This is a genomic window from Aliiroseovarius sediminilitoris, assembly GCF_900109955.1.
Classification (GTDB): Bacteria; Pseudomonadota; Alphaproteobacteria; order Rhodobacterales; family Rhodobacteraceae; genus Aliiroseovarius; species Aliiroseovarius sediminilitoris.
Genome location: NZ_FOJB01000001.1, coordinates 417,178 through 435,229 on the forward strand (window position 1 = coordinate 417,178; position 18,052 = coordinate 435,229).

Consider the following 18,052-nt stretch of genomic DNA (forward strand, 5'->3'; position numbering starts at 1 on the left):
CCATCCCAGATTTACACGCTCCGAAGGGCCCTTCCGGTTTCCGTTGTATTTTCCGTCGCTGTTCACCCTTCTGAAACTTTAGTCGGAACCCTTCGCCCGTGACCCTATAGCTTGATTGTCAGCGACATCCCGAAACCGGCGTACCAGAAAATCAACAAACGCGCGTGTTTTGGGGGCAAGGTTGCGTCTCTCAGCAAACATCACGACGATGTCTGTACTAGGTGGTGAGTATTCAGGCATGACATGGACCAGCTCGCCTGACTGGAACTTCTGATCGGTCAAATATCGAGGCAATCTTGCGATCCCGATTCCAGCGAGCGTTGCATGCAAAATAACGTCAGTGCTGTTCCCGTCAAAGTTACCTTGTGCTTCAAAATCCTGCCCATAATCAGGTTCAACTGTGGTCCATGAATTTCGGCCGCTGTTCCCAGAGATCCTTAGACAATTGTGCTTAGCCAGTGCAGCAAAATCGGTCGGGATGCCCCGACGTTCGAGGTATGAGGGGGCTGCGCACAGTACGCGGCGACTGCACATAATACGACGGACTACCATATCGGGATTTTTGCGCTGTTCAGCAAAGCAAACTGCGGCATCAAATCCTTCACTTTGCAAATCGACTTCTTGATCAGTCAGGACCAACGAAATCTGGACTTCCGGGTATTCTTCCATGAATTCCGGTAACACCCGGATAAGTTGGGATTTACCAAATGCGACGGTGCACGCAATCCTGAGTATTCCGCGCGGGATGCCGTCGAGATTTGATATGAGCGCCTCGGCTTCCTTGAATTTGTCGGCCATCGCCTTGCATTTTTCGTAGAATTCTTTGCCTTCCTGTGTCGGTGAAACGCCCGTCCTAGTTCTGTTCAGCAATCGGTAGTGAACTTGATCCTCAAGAAACCCTATCTGCTTGCTAACTGCAGACGGCGTCTGTCCCATAGACCGTGCAGCGGCAGAGATACTCCCTTGCTCAACGACATTCGCAAAGATCAACATTTGTGCCGATATGTCCATTACACCTCTCCGACCTGTTCCGACGTGGCACGGGTCCTATGCCAAATCGACTAATTGCGAGTGCTACCAAACGAGCGTATTCCTGCAGTGCAGCATAATTTCTGCAATGCAGCAATAGACGAGGTGCTATCATGGCAATTACAAGCTCAACGAGTTGGACGGATGCCATCTTTGACGCCGGCCGCGCGTTTTTTCATCACAAACGCAATCAATTGCGAAAAGTCTTCGCCAGGCGCAGAGGCTATCGCACAACCTATCATGAGCTTTCAGTTCTCAGTGACCGCGACCTCAGAGACCTGGGAATTCCGCGCAACAGAATTAAGGAACTGGCAAGGGAAGCGATTCATGACTGCTAGATCTCAAGGGGCTAGGTCTGATCGCGGTTTCGCCACCATCACGGCATATCTCATGTCGAAATCGCTGTATGAGCTTCACTTGGTGACTGTGAGGATTGGCAGCAAAGCGCTGGCCAAAGCACACATTGCTTTGAAAGCCCTACAAATGACCCGGATGCTGTCAACACTCTCAAAACTGAGTGATCATCAGCTCGCTCAGATTGGAATCACTCGATCCGACATACCCAGTTATGCGGAGAAACTGATGAAAGACGATTAAAAAACAGGACGATAGGCCCGGAGAATACACGAAATGTGTTGGTTCTCACTCCTCCCAGAGTAAGCCAGCATTAGCGGCGGCGAAAAAAAACGACAGGGAGCGCCGAAGCAATGGGTCAGCATCTTCACTTCCACCCGAAGATGCTGACCTGATCCTTCTTGTACAACTAAGAGGCTTTAGCGATGCAACATAAGACATACCCAGTAGATATGGGAGTTCGTCGTCTCCTTGCGATTGATCAAAAGGAAATCTGCGACCACTTCCAACGGCTCAGTATCCACGATCGGCAGGCGCGGTTTTGTGGGACAGTGAGTAACGATGCTGTCTCAAAATACGCGCGAAACATCTTTCGATACGATAGTATCGTGTGTGGTGCCTTTATAAATGGGCGGCTGCGAGGTGTCGCTGAACTTCACGGTTTTTTACTGTCTTGGCCTCCGGAAGCGGAGATAGCAATTTCTGTTGAATCTGAATGGCAAAACATCGGGATAGGAAACGCAATTTTTGAACGCGTTCTTGCAATGGCTCAGAATCGAGGTGTCAGAACGATTCACATGACGTGTCTCAAAGAGAATAGCCGCATGAGGCATCTCGCCACCAAGCACAACGCATTGCTCTCAATTGATCAAGACGCCACTGAAGCTGTTCTACATCCCTATTGGCCAACAATGACATCCATGACCAATGAGATCATCGGTGAAACTTGCGGCTTTGCACAGACAGTTTTTGAGCCGAACCGACAAAAAGTGTATCGGGCATATCTTTAATCTCAGTTCCGTTTTCCGACAGTGGTGACGAGCGCAGCAAATGCGCGGATTCGATATCCACCGAGAGCGATCCGCTTTGTTGGTCGGCATGGAAAATAGGACTGCGTCGCTAGAACCCGATGCTTCTGCCACGAACAGGTCTGAGAACCTTTTTGCTTTTGCATTAGCTCGTATGACCGGCCCCACCTGAGGGTCCAGTTTGAATGTTAGTGCATGATCGGTCTTGGTTCCTGCAAAATCTCACGTAATAGCCCTGTGGTTTCTCAAATGATCAGCGCATGGAGTTCCCTTAAGATGGAAGTGATGTGCGTGACTTCTGATCCGGTCCAGCATCCACGTCGACGATGGTTACAGAAATCGGATATTTTTTGGTTGGGGAGGAATAGTTATCGGACATTTGTATAAACCAAAATGAACAAACCTGGGATAAAGAACGACGGCAGCCCAAACAGCTGATATCTCGGGTGTGATCTTCAGAAGCTTGAACCGTGAAAATCTTTGAAAATGATGATCTTTATCAAGCTAGTTCTGGTTGAGTGGTTCTTAAAACCTACCCACAGATAAGCAAGATAGAATATAATGAGAACAATGAGGTACCCATGCAGTAAAACTGCACACGAACCACCTCTCCGCTTCGATAGAAGCGGAGAGGTTTCTGCATCAAGCGTCCAGAAACGCCCCGATGGTCACGCCCACATCCTTGCGTCGGGAATACATCAGCAGATGGCCGGCCTGGTATACCTCTAAACGGGCGTTCTGCATCATGTTGGCCAGCAGGATCTGATTGGTGATCGGGATCAGCCCGTCATATTGACCCGCGATGATCAGGGTCTTTTGCGACAGTTGGCGCAGCCACGGCAGGCTGGTCCAACTGCACATGGCGCGCACCTGTGTGAAATACCCATCCGGGCTGGGCGCAATGGCGTGTTTGGAATACTCGCGGAAATCTGTCGGGGTGAAAATTGCTTCTCCCCCATACATCAAAGGGCCGATGAAGTTGCCGTAGGTTTTGCTGATATAGCGCATCGGGAACATGATCTCGGACAGGGCAATCGGGGTGCCCCACCAACTGCCAATCCCGCCCGCCGAGGTGATGGCCAGCACCAGTTTACCCACGCGACCGGGCGTGTCGCGGGCCAATTGCTGCGCTACTGCCCCGCCCCAGGAAATGCCCAGAATGTCGAACCGTTCGATCTTCAACCGGTCCAAAACACGCAAGGCAAAACCCGCATAGTCGGGGATTGTGGCCATGCCTTCGATCATTGGTGTGCGCCCGATCCCGGGCATATCGAAGGCAACTATGGTGCGGTTTTTCAACTCGTCTACCAGCGGTAAAAGCACTTCAAGTGACTGTCCCAGTCCGTTAAAGATTAACAGCGGCGGGGCGTTATCCGGGCCATCGCGCCGCAGATAGCGGACAGACGTATCATCGACTGTAACGATGTTGAAGGTGATGTCCGGGTGCGGGTTGGTGGCGTTCAGATCTTTCATGCCTCACACACCCTCTAGCACATAGGTGCCGGGGGCGGGATCCATCGGGGCATAAGTCTTGTTGCCCAGCGTCTTGGGTTTTGCGCCACGCTCGGCCGGGTTCCGGGCGTCCAGCCAGTTCAGCCAATGCGGCCACCAGCTGCCATCGGTCAGTTTGGCGCTCTCCTGCCAGGTCTCGGCATCGCCCGTCGTTTTGCCGCCAGTCCAGAACTGGCGTCGGCTATTGGCGGGGTGGTTGATCACGGTGCCCGACACATGCCCGCCGGTGGTCAACACGAACTCGCTCGGGCCAGACACCAGCCCGGTCGCGGTATAGGAGGTTTTCCACGGCACGATATGGTCGCCGTCTGCGGCCAGGAAATAGCAGGGCAGGTCTATGTTGCGCGTATCGACCGGGGTGCCACACAGGGTCAGTGCGCCGGGGTCTTTCAGCTTGTTCGCCATATACATCTCTTCAATGAAATAGCTGTACCATTTGGCGGGCAGGTTCGAGGTGTCGGCGTTCCAATACAGCACGTCAAACGGCGCAGGTGATTTGCCCATCAGATAGTTGGACACCACGAAGTTCCAGATGGATTCGTTGACATGCAGCATTGCCATCGCATTGGCGATGTCGCGCCCCGGAGCGAGTTTCTCGGCCTTCAGTCGCTGGTTGTAGATCTCGACCTGTGGTTCGTCGATGAACACCTTGATCTGTCCGGGATCAGAGAAGTCGATCAGCGACGACAGGAAAGTCGCGGTGCCCAACTTGGATTTCAACGCCTTGGGCATGACCGCAAGCGCCGCGGTCAGCATCGTGCCGCCATTGCACCAGCCCAGAATATCGATCGCGTTGGATTTGCTGACCGCGGATGTGACCTTCACCGCCTCGAATATCCCGTCCGAGATATAGTCGTCCCAGCTATGGTCGCCCATCTCTGGACCCGGATTGCGCCACGCGATGGTGTAAACGCTCTGCCCTTGTTCCAGCAGGTAACGGATCATCGACTTCTTTTCATTCAGGTCGAAGATATAGAATTTATTGACGCATGGCGGAACGATCAGGATCGGTGCCTTGCGGGTCTTGGCGGTCATTGGTTCGTATTGGATGAGCTCGATCAACTCGTTGCGGAAAATCACCGCGCCGGGCGTCGTGGCAAGGTTCTTGCCCACCTTGAACGCCGCTTCATCCGTGGTCGAGATATAGCCTTTCTCAAGATCGGCCAGCAGGTTCTGATACCCGTCAAACAGGCTTTGCCCCCCGGTTTCTTTTGCCAATTGCTGGGCTTCGGGGTTGGTCAGAAGGAAGTTGGAAGGTGCCATGTTGTCGGCGGCAATGCGGGCATAGAAGCTAAGCTTTTCCTGCTCCTGATCGGGCAACCCGGCCTTGTCTGCCATGTCCACCATAGCTTTGGAGGTTAGCTCGTAGGAATGGCGCAGGATCGGGAATATCCCTTCGTTCCATGCCTCTGCTCCAAAACGGCGGTCGCGCGTTTCGGCGGCAGCGGCCTCGCCATGGAGGGCGGTGCCCATCCAAAGTTTTGCCATGTCGCTTTGATATCTGAGCATCGTATTGGCCCAGTCTGCAAAGACGGTATTGTCCGATTTGTTCATAGCTTCGAACAGTTTGAAGAGATCCTTGGACATGTCCTCTGCCTTTCCGCTTGCACCGCATTTTCACGCGCGACCCTGTCAGGGAAATGCTTCACGAATTTTGCAAGCCCTGCGAGTGCGCGTGGTTTTTTGTATCAGCGACGGCGCGAAGAAAGAAGGCGTCCGACGCTCAACCGAAAAACTGGCATTGTTGCCGAGCGTAGGGGATTGCCATGTCGGAAAAATGGTGCCCAGAAGAGGACTCGAACCTCCACGTCCATACGGACACTAGCACCTGAAGCTAGCGCGTCTACCAATTCCGCCATCTGGGCACGGTTGGTGAGGCCGCGATGTAAAGGGCGTTGCCGATACTGTCAACCGGATTCGCGGGGATTCCAAGAAATCCGTTTGCGACTTGCCCAAAGCCGCGTGGAAAGCTATTCAAAGCCCAAGGTTTTCAAGGAGAGCTACCATGTCCAAGCTTGTCACCATCTATGGCGGTTCGGGCTTTGTCGGGCGCTATATAGCGCGCCGCTTAGCCAAGCAGGGGTGGCGCGTGCGCGTTGCTGTGCGCAGGCCAAACGAAGCCCTGTTCGTCAAACCCTATGGCGCGGTCGGACAGGTCGAGCCTGTTCTGTGCAACATTCGCGATGACGCTTCGGTGCGCGCTGCGATGATGGGTGCGGATGCGGTGGTCAACTGCGTTGGTGTGCTGAACTCGATTGGCAAGAACAATTTTGATGCTGTGCATCATGACGGTGCCGAGCGGGTGGCGCGGATCGCGGCAGAGCAAGGCGTGGCGCAGATGGTGCAATTGTCCGCCATCGGCGCGGACGCGAACAGCGACAGCGAATATGCGCGAACAAAAGCGCAGGGCGAAGCAGGTGTGCGAGCTGCGTTTCCGAGCGCGGTGATCCTTCGCCCCTCGGTCATTTTTGGGTCCGAGGATGAGTTCTTCAACCGGTTCGCCGGCATGACACGCTTTGGTCCGATCCTGCCAATCACCGGTGGCGATACACGCTTTCAGCCCGTTTACGTGGATGATGTTGCCGCTGCCGCAGAAAAGGCCGTGCTGGGCCAGGTCGAGCCGGGTATCTATGAGTTGGGTGGACCTGATGTGGCGACCTTGCGAGAGCTGATTGACGAAATGCTGGAGGTGGTGCAACGCCGCCGTGCAGTTATCAATCTGCCGTTCGGGATTGCAAAGCTGCAAGCGGCTGTTTTTGACTTCATCCAGTGGATGTCGGGAGGCTTGATCAAAGCGCCGCTGACCCGCGATCAGGTGCGATCGCTGGCGCATGACAACGTGGTGGCTGACGATGCCAAGGGGTTTGCTGAACTGGGGATCACGCCGACAGCGACGGAAGCGATCCTGCCGGATTACCTCTGGCGGTTCCGCCACAATGGTCAATATGCGGCCATTCAGGCTTCGGCAAAGAACCTGCGCACCAATGGCTGACGCTTGGGTTTACGAGATTTCGAAGGCGCGGCAGGGTCCGCGCCTTTTTCATTGGTAGGCGATGAACAGCAACACGGCCCCCAGCGCAATCCGATAGATCACATAAGGCGTGAAGCTGACAGATCTGAGCAACCGCATCATCAGGCTGAGCGCCAGAAGGGCTGATACAAAGGCCAGCACCGCCGCGATGGCGCCGTCCTTGGCGACTTGCATGTTGGCGGTGGCGACGACTTCGGACCCCAGCAGAACGCCGGATGCAAAGATTGTCGGGATCGACATCAGCATCGACAGTTTTGCGGCGTCATGTCGCGCATATCCCAGGGCGCGCGCGCCCGAGATGGTTGCGCCGGATCGTGATGTTCCGGGGATCAGCGCCAGCGCCTGCCAAAGCCCCATGATGATTGCGTCCCGCAGCGTCCAGTCATCGGCCTTCTTTTCAGACGCGCCTTTATGATCGACCCAATACAGCACCAGCCCGAACAGGATCATCGTCCATGCGATGACTTTGACCGATCGCATCGCATCGTTCAGCCCGGTCAGTTTCAGAACCAAGCCAATCGCGATGGCGGGGATCGTTGCGATGGCCAGCAGGAACGCCAGCCGTGCGCCGGGCGTATCAATGCGTCCCGTCAACATCCGTGGCACACCGGCAAGCCCCATGCGTACATCGCGCCAGAAGAACAGGACCACCGCACCCAACGTGCCCACATGCACGGCGACATCAATGGTTTGCCCCTGATCTGGAAGGGTGGTCAGGTACGGAATCAGGGCAAGGTGCCCAGACGAGGAAACCGGCAGAAATTCGGTGATTCCCTGTAGCACGGCGACAAGAAACAAATGGGCAAGGGTCATGCGGGAGCCTTCTGAAATATGTTGTCGCGCAAGCTAAACAAGCCATATGGAAAGGGAAGGGGAATAAAAGGTAATTAAAGCTGACCTAATAATGATCTATATTTCCAGCAACTGGGAAAAAATATGCTTGAGAATGCCATATAGGTCAGTAAGACTGTCTTTTAATATATGTATGCCTTCATTAAAAGCGCAGGACCGAGCCAAATTGACGGAGAGCCAGGATGGCCAAGCAGCCTATGTTGAAATTTGTGGATGTCGAGCGGGATATGCCTGAAAAGCGGGCGGCTGATGCGCGCAAGGATGACTTTCACGAAATCTATGCCGAGTTTGCGGCCCAGAAAGCTGCCGAGCAAGCCAGCCGGTGCAGCCAATGTGGTGTGCCCTATTGCCAGACGCACTGCCCGCTGCACAATAACATCCCCGACTGGTTGCGCATGACTGCAACGGGCCGATTGAAGGAAGCCTATGAACTGAGCCAGTCCACCAACACTTTCCCGGAAATCTGTGGCCGTATCTGCCCACAGGACCGTCTGTGCGAAGGCAATTGCGTGATCGAACAATCGGGCCACGGCACCGTCACCATCGGCGCGGTCGAGAAGTATATTACCGACACGGCGTGGGACAACGGTTGGGTTGAAGCGATCACGCCGTCGGCCAATCGCGACGAAAGCGTTGCGATCATCGGTGCCGGTCCGGGCGGTTTGGCGGCGGCGGATGTTCTGGTGCGTGCGGGTGTGAACGTGACCATCTATGATCGTCATGACCGTGCCGGCGGGCTGATGACCTATGGCATTCCGGGTTTCAAACTTGAAAAAGACGTGGTGATGCGCCGCGTTAAGCTGCTGGAAGATGCCGGGGTTGAGTTCGTTCTTAACTGCAATGTCGGAAAAGACATCAGCTTTCAGGATATCCGCGCCATTCATGACGCGGTTCTGCTGGCAACCGGTGTTTACAAAGGCCGTGATTTGTCCGGGCCGGGGGCTGGTGCCGAGGGGATTGTTCCCGCGTTGGATTACCTGACCTGCTCAAACAAACTCAGCTTCGGGGATACGGTTCCTGCGTTCGACAGCGGAGAGTTGAACGCGGATGGCAAAAATGTTGTGGTGATCGGCGGTGGCGATACCGCGATGGATTGTGTGCGCACCGCCATTCGGCAGGGCGCGAAATCAGTGAAATGTCTGTATCGTCGCGACCGAGCAAATATGCCGGGATCACAGCGCGAGACCCAAAACGCCGAGGAAGAGGGCGTCGAATTTGTCTGGCTGTCCGCACCCAAAGGGTTCACCGGCGATCCGGTCACGGGCGTAATGGTGCAGAAGATGCGCCTTGGCGCGCCTGACGCGACAGGTCGCCGAAGTCCCGAGGTGATCGAAGGCTCGGAATACACTGAAGAGGCCGATCTGGTCATCAAGGCGCTGGGCTTCGAACCTGAAGACCTGCCAACCCTGTGGGACGAAAAGGAACTGACTGTCACCCGCTGGGGCACCGTGAAGGCCGCGTTTGAGACACACCAGACTGATCTGGATGGCGTTTGGGCAGTGGGCGACATCGTGCGTGGTGCCTCGCTGGTGGTTTGGGCCATCCGCGATGGGCGCGAAGCAGGGGCCAACATTCTGGCCCGCCTCGATGCCGCCCGCGCGCTTGCCGCCGAATAACGAATTTTCCGGGCCATCCGGGTCAATGCACCCCCGCCCGTCCGAGAGGAGAACCGAGATGACGAAATATGATGCCGACTGGGTCCGCCGCGAGGAAGCCAAGCGCAAATTCATGACCGAGCACAGCCTGTATCGCGAACAGGACGAACACAGCTCTTGTGGTGTGGGTCTGGTCGTGTCGATCGAAGGCAAAGCGTCGCGTGATGTGGTCGAAGCGGGAATCGCCGCGCTGAAGGCCATCTGGCACCGCGGTGCTGTTGATGCTGACGGCAAGACCGGTGACGGGGCGGGTATTCATATCCAGATCCCCGTTCCGTTCTTCTATGACCAGATTCGCCGCACCGGACACGAACCGCACGAAGATCAGTTGATCGCGGTTGGTCAGGTGTTCCTGCCGCGCACGGATTTTGGTGCACAGGAAGCGTGCCGGACCATCGTGGAATCCGAAATTCTGCGCATGGGCTATCACATCTATGGTTGGCGGCACGTGCCTGTGGACATCACCTGTCTGGGTGAAAAAGCCAACGCGACACGCCCTGAGATCGAACAGATCATGATTTCGAATTCGAAAGGTGTCGACGAGGACACGTTTGAACGCGAGCTTTACGTGATCCGCCGCCGAATTGAAAAAGCGGCCGCGTCTTCACAGATCAACGGGCTGTATATCGCATCTCTGTCGTGCCGGTCGATCATCTATAAAGGCATGATGCTGGCCGAACAGGTTGCCGTTTTCTATCCCGACCTGATGGACGAGCGGTTCATTTCGACGTTTGCGATATACCACCAGCGGTATTCGACGAACACGTTCCCGCAATGGTGGTTGGCACAACCGTTCCGCATGTTGGCTCATAACGGAGAGATCAATACGCTGAAGGGCAACCTGAACTGGATGAAAAGCCACGAGATCCGCATGGCCTCGTCGGCTTTTGGCGATCTGGCCGAAGACATCAAGCCGATTGTGCCGGGCGGGTCATCCGACTCGGCGGCGCTGGACGCTGTGTTCGAGGTTCTGGTGCGTGCAGGTCGCTCAGCCCCCATGGCGAAAACCATGCTGGTGCCGGAAAGCTGGTCGAAGCAGGCGATCGAACTGCCCGAAGCGTGGAAGGACATGTACTCTTATTGTAACTCGGTGATGGAGCCATGGGATGGTCCTGCCGCCCTTGCCATGACCGATGGTCGCTGGGTGTGTGCCGGGCTTGACCGTAATGGTTTGCGCCCGATGCGCTATGTCGTAACGGGTGAAGGGCTGGTGATTGCCGGGTCCGAAGCCGGGATGGTGCCGATCAACGAGGCTGGCATTGTGGAAAAAGGTGCGCTTGGTCCGGGGCAGCTTCTGGCTGTCGATACGGTCGAAGGCAAGCTGTATCACGACACCGAGATCAAAGATCGTTTGTCGGCTTCGCTGCCCTTTGGTGAATGGGTCGGCAAGATCAACGATCTGGGAGAAGAGTTTACTTCGGTTGAGGAAAAGCCGATCTATTCCGGTGAAGACCTGCGCCGCCGTCAACTTGCCGCAGGATACACTCTGGAAGAGCTGGAACAAATCCTTGCACCGATGGCCGAGGATGGGAAAGAGTCTCTTGCGTCTATGGGCGATGACACGCCGTCGGCGGTGCTGTCGACCAAATACCGCCCGCTCAGCCATTTCTTCCGTCAGAATTTCAGCCAGGTGACGAACCCACCCATCGATAGTTTGCGCGAATTCCGCGTGATGTCACTGAAAACGCGGTTTGGCAACCTGAAGAACGTGCTGGATGAAAGCGGTGCCCAGACCGCAATTATCGTTCTGGAAAGCCCGTTTGTTGCAAACCAGCAATTCGAGAAACTGACAGAAGCCTTTAACGCCCAGATGGTCGAAATTGACTGCACCTTCCCTGCGGATGGGGGCGAAGGCGCGTTACGCATTGCACTGGATGATATTCGCGCCAAGGCCGAAGATGCCGTGCGCTCGGGTGCTGGGCATCTTGTTCTGACCGATCAGGGGCAGGGCGAAGATCGCATAGCGATGCCGATGATCCTTGCGACATCGGCCATTCACAGCTGGTTGGTGAAGAAGGGGCTGCGCACGTTCTGTTCGATCAATGTGCGGTCCGCAGAGTGTCTGGACCCGCATTACTTCGCGGTCTTGGTGGGCTGTGGTGCGACAACGGTCAACGCATATCTGGCAGAAGATTCGCTGGCGGATCGGATTGATCGTGGTCTGTTGGATTGCTCGTTGACCGAAGCCGTACGCCGGTATCGCGAAGCGATTGATCAGGGTCTGTTGAAGATCATGGCGAAGATGGGTATCTCGGTCATCTCGTCCTATCGTGGCGGCCTGAATTTTGAGGCCGTGGGGCTGAGCCGCGCTATGGTTGCAGAGTATTTCCCTGGCATGACCTCGCGGATCTCCGGCATCGGTGTGAACGGGATTCAAAAAAAACTGGAAGATGTGCACGCGGCAGGCTTTGGCAGTGGCAATCGGGTTCTGCCGGTGGGCGGTTTTTATAAGGCGCGTCGGTCGGGTGAAACGCACGCGTGGGAAGCGCAAACCATGCACCTGCTGCAATCGGCGTGCGATCGCGCGTCATTCGAGATGTGGAGGCAGTATTCTGCGAGGATGCGGGCCAACCCACCGATCCATCTGCGTGATCTGCTGGACATCAAGCCCTTGGGCAAGTCAGTGCCCATAGAGGAAGTTGAAAGCATCAATGCGATCCGCAAACGGTTTGTGACGCCGGGCATGTCGCTTGGCGCGCTCAGCCCCGAGGCACACAAGACGCTGAATGTCGCCATGAACCGCATTGGCGCCAAGTCGGATTCGGGCGAGGGCGGTGAAGACCCCGCGCATTTCCACCCGGAACCGAATGGTGACAACCCGTCTGCGAAGATCAAGCAGGTCGCGTCGGGCCGATTTGGTGTGACCGCCGAATACCTGAACCAGTGTGAAGAGCTTGAAATCAAGGTCGCGCAAGGTGCGAAACCCGGCGAGGGGGGGCAGCTGCCCGGCATGAAGGTCACAGACCTGATTGCGCGTTTGCGCCACTCGACAAAAGGCGTGACACTGATTTCGCCGCCACCACATCATGACATTTACTCGATCGAGGATTTGGCGCAGCTGATCTATGACCTCAAGCAGATCAACCCGCGCTGCAAGGTGACGGTGAAGCTGGTGGCAGCCTCGGGCGTTGGCACGATTGCCGCCGGTGTTGCGAAGGCCAAGGCCGATGTGATCCTGATTTCGGGCCACAATGGCGGCACGGGCGCATCGCCTGCGACCTCGATCAAATTCGCGGGTCTGCCGTGGGAAATGGGTTTGACCGAAGCGCATCAGGTGCTGGCGATGAACAACCTGCGCGACCGTGTGACTTTGCGCACCGATGGTGGCCTGCGCACGGGTCGTGATATCGTCATGGCCGCGATGATGGGGGCCGAAGAATACGGCATCGGCACCGCGGCCCTGATCGCCATGGGTTGTATCATGGTGCGTCAGTGCCAGTCGAACACCTGCCCGGTTGGTGTCTGCACGCAGGATGAAGACCTGCGCAAGAAATTTACCGGCAGCGCCGACAAGGTCGTCAACCTGATCACCTTCTACGCGCAGGAAGTGCGCGAAATCCTTGCTTCGATCGGGGCGCGGTCGCTGGACGAGGTGATCGGGCGTGCAGACCTGCTGAGCCAAGTCAGCCGTGGCTCGGCCCATCTGGATGACCTTGACCTGAACCCGTTACTGCTGGTTGTCGATGGGGCGGACAAGATCGTTTACAACCGCAACCGCGACCGCAACGCGGTGCCCGATACGCTGGACGCCGAGATCGTTCGCGATGCCCATCGCTTCCTTGAGGATGGCGAGAAGATGCAGCTTTCCTACACGGTGCAGAACACACACCGGACGGTTGGCACGCGCATTTCCAGCCATATTGTCAAACGGTTTGGTATGCGCAACAGCCTGCAACCTGACCACCTGACCGTGAAGCTGCAAGGCTCTGCTGGTCAATCGTTGGGCGCGTTCGCGGCACCGGGCCTGAAAATCGAAGTGTCGGGGGACGCCAACGATTATGTTGGCAAAGGTCTGTCCGGTGGCACCATCGTGGTGCGCCCGCCGCTGTCCAGCCCCTTGGTCGCCAAGGACAACACGATCATCGGCAACACGGTGCTTTATGGTGCAACCGACGGCCATCTGTTCGCCGCCGGGCGGGCAGGTGAGCGGTTCGCAGTACGCAACTCGGGCGCCCATGTGGTGATCGAAGGCTGCGGCTCGAACGGGTGTGAATACATGACCGGCGGGGTTGCCGTCATCCTTGGCTCTATCGGGTCCAACTTTGGCGCGGGCATGACGGGTGGCATGGCCTATCTTTATGACCCGGATGGCGTTGCGCAGAAATACATGAACATGGAAAGCCTTGTGACCAACCCGGTCACGGTCGACCATTGGGAAGCGCAACTGAAATCGCTGGTCGAACGCCATGCGGAAGAAACCCGCAGCCAGTTGGCAACGGAAATCTTGCGCCACTGGGATCTTGAGATCGGGAACTTCGTTCAGGTCTGCCCAATTGAGATGCTGGAACGGCTTCCGGCGCCGCTGAGCATCGAAGCGAATGCTATTCCCGCCCAATAGCGCCGAAGTGACGACAGTGGAAACGTAAACGTCCGCCTCTCTGGCGGACGTTTTCATGTGTCACCACCACCCATCGCGTATCTTGACCGGGTCGTCGCATCATGGTCTGAAAGATACGTGGCACGAGCAGCAAGAAAAAAGCCGACAGGCAAAAAAAAGGCGCCAAAGAAAAAGCGCATAAAGCTTCATCCAATTGAATGGATCAGGCTTTGGATCAAACGTGTTTTTCTAGCCTTCATTTGTTTCTTCGCCGCTGGCATCGTGGGCTATGCCTTTATCAACCCGCCGACCACGCCACACATTGTAAGCGAAAAAATGCGCTTGGGTTGGGCGGATCGCCAATGGGTCGATCTGGACGAGGTCGCGCCCGTCATGGCGCGGTCCGTCGTGGCCGCCGAAGATGCGAATTTTTGCGGACATTGGGGGTTCGACATGCGCGCCATTCGGGCCGCGATTGACGATGGTGGATCACGCGGGGCATCGACCCTGACACAGCAGGTCGTGAAGAATGTCTATCTGTGGCACGGTCGCTCGTGGCCGCGCAAAGCGCTTGAGGCGGCCATTACACCCTTCGTCGAACTGGTCTGGACCAAGCGGCGGATTATCGAGGTCTATTTGAACGTCGCCGAGTTTGACGAGGGCGTCTTTGGCGTGGAAGCTGCCGCGCGTCATTACTTTGGCGTCGGGCCGGAAAAACTGACCGCCGTGCAGGCGGCGCGACTGGCTGCCCTTCTGCCCAATCCCAAGGAGCGGTCAGCCTCGCGTCCATCGGCATTTGTACGCAAACGGGCGCAATCCATTGTCGATGGGGCGGCTACGATCCGCGCGGATGGGCGGTCCTCGTGTTTCGAGGATTGATCCCGTGACGCAAACGCGGCAATACGGACAAAAGAAAGATCGCTGGCACACACCATGAACCGACTATTCCACGTCCCCCTGTCCCCGTTCTGCCGCAAGGTGCGCCTGTCGCTTGCCGAGAAAAAGATCGAGGTTGAGCTGGTTGAGGAAAAGTATTGGGAGCGGGGCAAAGACTTTCTGCTTCGCAACCCGGCAGGCAAGGTGCCGATCCTGAAGATGGACGGCAAGCTGCTCAGTGAAAGCGGCCCGATCTGCGAGTATATCGAAGAACGCCACCCCGACCCGGCACTTCTGCCGTCCGATCCCGAAGGTCGCTATGAAGTGCGCCGGTTGGTCAGTTGGTTTGATGACAAGTTCCACAACGAAGTGACGTCGAACCTTCTGTATGAACGGGTCAACAAGAAGGTGATGGGCGCGGGCTATCCCGAAAGCCGCAACATCAAGGCGGGTGCCAAGGCGATAAAGTTTCACCTCGATTACATGGGTTGGCTGTTGGAACAACGCCGTTGGCTGGCGGGCAATACGATGACGCTGGCCGATTTTGCAGCGGCAGCGCATCTTTCATCGCTGGATTACATCAGCGATGTGGACTGGAACCGTAACGAGAATGTGCGTGAATGGTATGCCAAGATCAAATCGCGCCCCGCTTTCCGGTCGATCCTGGCCGACCAGATACCGGGCTTTCCGCAGCCGCCACACTATTCGGACCTTGATTTTTGACCGCCGAGATACGGCAGGCCATTATCGACAAAGCCCTTGAAGAAGGTTTCGCACAAGCAGGGTTCTGCCGCCCTGACAGCGTGCCCCAGATTGCCGATCGGTTGGATACCTTCGTCGCCGAGGGGCGGCACGGCGATATGCTATGGATGGGCGAACGGATGCATTGGCGCGGCAATCCCGCCGCCCTTTGGCCCGAGGCACGCACCGTCATTATGTTGGCCGAACCCTACACGCCGTCTCACGATCCGATGGATGTGATCGGACAGACTGACCGCGCGGCGATCAGCGTCTATGCGCAAAACAAGGACTACCACGACATCGTCAAGAAGCGGCTGAAGCGGGTAGGTCGCTGGATGATCGACAGCTTTGGAGGTGAGATCAAAGTGTTCGTGGATACCGCCCCGGTGATGGAGAAACCGCTGGCCGCTGCGGCGGGGCTGGGGTGGCAGGGTAAACACACCAATCTTTTGTCGCGCGAACTGGGCAACTGGTTCTTTCTGGGCGCGATCTTCACCACGCTGGACCTGCCAACGGACGAACCGGCGCGAGAGAAATGCGGGTCTTGCACCGCCTGTCTTGATGTTTGCCCGACTGATGCCTTTCCCGCACCGTTTCAACTGGATGCCCGCCGCTGCATTTCCTATCTGACGATCGAGCACAAAGGGCCGGTGGACGAGCCGCTGCGGTCGCAGCTGGGTAATCGTATCTATGGCTGCGACGATTGCCTTGCCGCCTGCCCGTGGAACAAGTTCGCGGTCGAGGCGACCGAGATGCGCTATGCCGCGCGCGAGGATCTGGTGGCGCCAAAACTGGCGGATCTGGTTGGGTTCGACGACGCGGGCTTCCGGGCGCATTTTTCCGGCAGTCCGATCAAGCGGATCGGCTTGTCTCGGTTCTTGCGGAATGTGCTGTATGCGATTGGCAACTCGGGGAAGTCGTCCTTGCTGCCCCACGCACAGGCCCATGCGGACAGCGACGATCCGGTTGTCGCGGATGCTGCACGCTGGGCGGTTGGCAAACTGTCAGGGGCCTAATCCTCGGGCGTGGCCGGTGCTGCGTTATTTGTCAGCATGTGATATGCGGCGATCGCGGCATTCACCCCTTTGACGGCCTTGTCTTTTGGATAGGGGCCGATGCGTGATGCACCGACTTCGTATATGATTGTCGTCGCATCTTCCGTGCTGTCGGTCACGATCACGCGCAAGTCGACCTGCTTTACGTCAAAGGCGCGCACCAGAGATTGCGCGAATGCCTTGCCGGAGTCGCGGTTGTCGGTCATGCCCCATTTGACTCGGGCGATCACCTCGGACGGTTGTCCGGGGTCGTTGTCGATCAACGCCGCCTTGGTGATGCCAAGCGGGCGCAATGTCGGATCTTTGGTGTAAGAATACCACCCCAATGCCACCACGCTGGGCAAGGCGATCACGCCGATGATCCCCGCCAGCAATCTGACCCCGCGTCGCGCAAACATGCCCGGCTCCTACCCCGCTTTGCGGGCAGGATAGGACGGGCAGGTTCATGAAGTGTTAAAGGGTCTTAGCTGCGCACCAATTTTTCATAGCTTTCCGCAATATCGCGGGTCAGGGCGCCAACTTCGAACTTATGGTCGCCGATCTGACCCACCGGAGTTACTTCGGCTGCTGAACCGGTCAGCCAACATTGTTCGAAGCCTTCCATCTCTTCCGGCATGATATGGCGTTCGTGAACGGTGATGCCACGGCTTTTCAGCATGCCGATCACAGTCTGACGTGTCAGCCCGTTCAGGATCGCATCGGGCAGCGGCGTGTGCACCTCGCCATCCTTCACGAAAAACACGTTGGCACCGGTCGCTTCAGCCACATAGCCGCGATAATCCATAAACAGCGCGTCCGAACAACCTTTGGCTTCGGCAGCGTGCTTGGACATGGTGCAGATCATGTAAAGACCGGCGGCCTTGGCAGCGGTCGGAATGGTTTCGGGCGATGGTCGTTTCCACTTCGCGATGTCCAGCTTCGCGCCCTGCATCTTGGCGTCGCCGTAATAATCGCCCCAGGCCCAGGCTGCCACCGCCATCCGCACCGGGTTGCGCGCGGATGAGACACCCATGTCTTCACCTGCGCCACGCCATGCCACCACACGCACATAGGCATTGGTCAGGTTGTTCGCCGCAACCACCGCCTGTTTCGCGGCTTCGATCTCGTCGACAGAATAGGGGATGGGCATGTCCATCATCTCGCCCGATTTCAGCAGCCGTTCCGAGTGTTTGCGCGACAGGAAAATCTTGCCGTCATACAGGCGCTCACCCTCGAACACAGAGGACGCATAGTGCAGCGCGTGGGTCAGAATATGAACATTCGCGTCACGCCATTCGACCAACTGGCCGTCCATCCAGATCTTACCGTCACGGTCATCATATCCGCTCATGTTCCAGTCCTTTCCACTCTGTCGCCCTTGGGCATATTTGCAAAAGTTGCGC

General features: G+C 56.7%; 15 protein-coding genes and 1 tRNA gene. 9 read left to right on the top strand and 7 right to left on the bottom strand.

From position 1 onward, the window contains the following. Positions 1 to 78: 78 nt before the first annotated feature. Positions 79 to 1,011, bottom strand: coding sequence for a LysR family transcriptional regulator (locus tag BMY55_RS02035; RefSeq protein WP_091427855.1), 933 nt, complete (start codon positions 1,009 to 1,011; stop codon positions 79 to 81). A 131-nt stretch (positions 1,012 to 1,142) separates the two neighbouring features. Here BMY55_RS02035 and BMY55_RS17185 point away from each other — a divergent pair, with 131 nt between their 5' ends. From BMY55_RS17185 to BMY55_RS02050, 3 genes are all read left to right on the top strand, one after another. Continuing rightward, the gene (locus BMY55_RS17185) at positions 1,143 to 1,367 is read left to right on the top strand and encodes a DUF1127 domain-containing protein (protein ID WP_091427857.1); all 225 of its coding nucleotides are present in this window, start codon (positions 1,143 to 1,145) and stop codon (positions 1,365 to 1,367) included. After that, a complete protein-coding gene (locus BMY55_RS17005; protein ID WP_245744625.1) occupies positions 1,270 to 1,626 on the top strand; it encodes a DUF1127 domain-containing protein in 357 nt (118 codons plus the stop codon). Before BMY55_RS17185 ends, BMY55_RS17005 begins: the two co-directional genes overlap by 98 nt. A gap of 182 nt (positions 1,627 to 1,808) precedes the next feature. Continuing rightward, positions 1,809 to 2,393: a GNAT family N-acetyltransferase gene (locus tag BMY55_RS02050; RefSeq protein ID WP_091427858.1), complete on the top strand. Its 585-nt coding sequence runs from the start codon at positions 1,809 to 1,811 to the stop codon at positions 2,391 to 2,393. 660 nt (positions 2,394 to 3,053) lie between these two features. Here BMY55_RS02050 and BMY55_RS02055 read toward each other — a convergent pair. The 3 genes from BMY55_RS02055 to BMY55_RS02065 form a co-directional block, all read right to left on the bottom strand. Beyond that, positions 3,054 to 3,884 (bottom strand): alpha/beta fold hydrolase, encoded by an 831-nt coding sequence (locus tag BMY55_RS02055; RefSeq protein ID WP_091427860.1) that lies wholly within the window; start codon positions 3,882 to 3,884, stop codon positions 3,054 to 3,056. 3 nt (positions 3,885 to 3,887) lie between these two features. Next, complete coding sequence (locus BMY55_RS02060) at positions 3,888 to 5,510, bottom strand: PHA/PHB synthase family protein (protein WP_091427862.1); 1,623 nt, start codon at positions 5,508 to 5,510, stop codon at positions 3,888 to 3,890. 191 nt (positions 5,511 to 5,701) lie between these two features. Continuing rightward, positions 5,702 to 5,788, bottom strand: a tRNA-Leu gene (locus BMY55_RS02065). A 140-nt stretch (positions 5,789 to 5,928) separates the two neighbouring features. On the opposite strand from BMY55_RS02065, the gene BMY55_RS02070 reads away from it, so the two are divergent. After that, positions 5,929 to 6,915, top strand: a complete 987-nt coding sequence (locus BMY55_RS02070; protein ID WP_091427864.1) for a complex I NDUFA9 subunit family protein — start codon at positions 5,929 to 5,931, stop codon at positions 6,913 to 6,915. A gap of 48 nt (positions 6,916 to 6,963) precedes the next feature. On the opposite strand, the gene BMY55_RS02075 is transcribed toward BMY55_RS02070, so the two are convergent. Further along, a complete protein-coding gene (locus tag BMY55_RS02075; protein ID WP_091427866.1) occupies positions 6,964 to 7,767 on the bottom strand; it encodes an undecaprenyl-diphosphate phosphatase in 804 nt (267 codons plus the stop codon). 221 nt (positions 7,768 to 7,988) lie between these two features. Here BMY55_RS02075 and BMY55_RS02080 point away from each other — a divergent pair, with 221 nt between their 5' ends. The 5 genes from BMY55_RS02080 to queG all read left to right on the top strand — a co-directional run bounded on the left by BMY55_RS02080 (position 7,989) and on the right by queG (position 16,631). Beyond that, complete coding sequence (locus BMY55_RS02080; protein WP_091427868.1) at positions 7,989 to 9,422, top strand: NAD(P)-dependent oxidoreductase; 1,434 nt, start codon at positions 7,989 to 7,991, stop codon at positions 9,420 to 9,422. A gap of 58 nt (positions 9,423 to 9,480) precedes the next feature. Further along, the gene (gltB, locus tag BMY55_RS02085) at positions 9,481 to 14,019 is read left to right on the top strand and encodes a glutamate synthase large subunit (protein ID WP_091427870.1); all 4,539 of its coding nucleotides are present in this window, start codon (positions 9,481 to 9,483) and stop codon (positions 14,017 to 14,019) included. A gap of 117 nt (positions 14,020 to 14,136) precedes the next feature. Continuing rightward, the gene (gene mtgA / locus BMY55_RS02090; RefSeq protein ID WP_091427872.1) at positions 14,137 to 14,877 is read left to right on the top strand and encodes a monofunctional biosynthetic peptidoglycan transglycosylase; all 741 of its coding nucleotides are present in this window, start codon (positions 14,137 to 14,139) and stop codon (positions 14,875 to 14,877) included. A 54-nt stretch (positions 14,878 to 14,931) separates the two neighbouring features. Continuing rightward, positions 14,932 to 15,597, top strand: a complete 666-nt coding sequence (fzlA, locus tag BMY55_RS02095; RefSeq protein WP_091427874.1) for an FtsZ-binding protein FzlA — start codon at positions 14,932 to 14,934, stop codon at positions 15,595 to 15,597. Continuing rightward, positions 15,594 to 16,631: a tRNA epoxyqueuosine(34) reductase QueG gene (gene queG, locus BMY55_RS02100; RefSeq protein ID WP_091427876.1), complete on the top strand. Its 1,038-nt coding sequence runs from the start codon at positions 15,594 to 15,596 to the stop codon at positions 16,629 to 16,631. Before fzlA ends, queG begins: the two co-directional genes overlap by 4 nt. Here queG and BMY55_RS02105 read toward each other — a convergent pair. Next, entirely contained in the window at positions 16,628 to 17,068 is a 441-nt protein-coding gene (locus BMY55_RS02105; protein ID WP_091427878.1) for a hypothetical protein, read from the bottom strand. The genes queG and BMY55_RS02105 overlap by 4 nt on opposite strands. Before the next feature lie 65 nt (positions 17,069 to 17,133). Then, the gene (locus tag BMY55_RS02110) at positions 17,134 to 18,000 is read right to left on the bottom strand and encodes a branched-chain amino acid aminotransferase (RefSeq protein ID WP_091427880.1); all 867 of its coding nucleotides are present in this window, start codon (positions 17,998 to 18,000) and stop codon (positions 17,134 to 17,136) included. Positions 18,001 to 18,052: the final 52 nt, after the last annotated feature.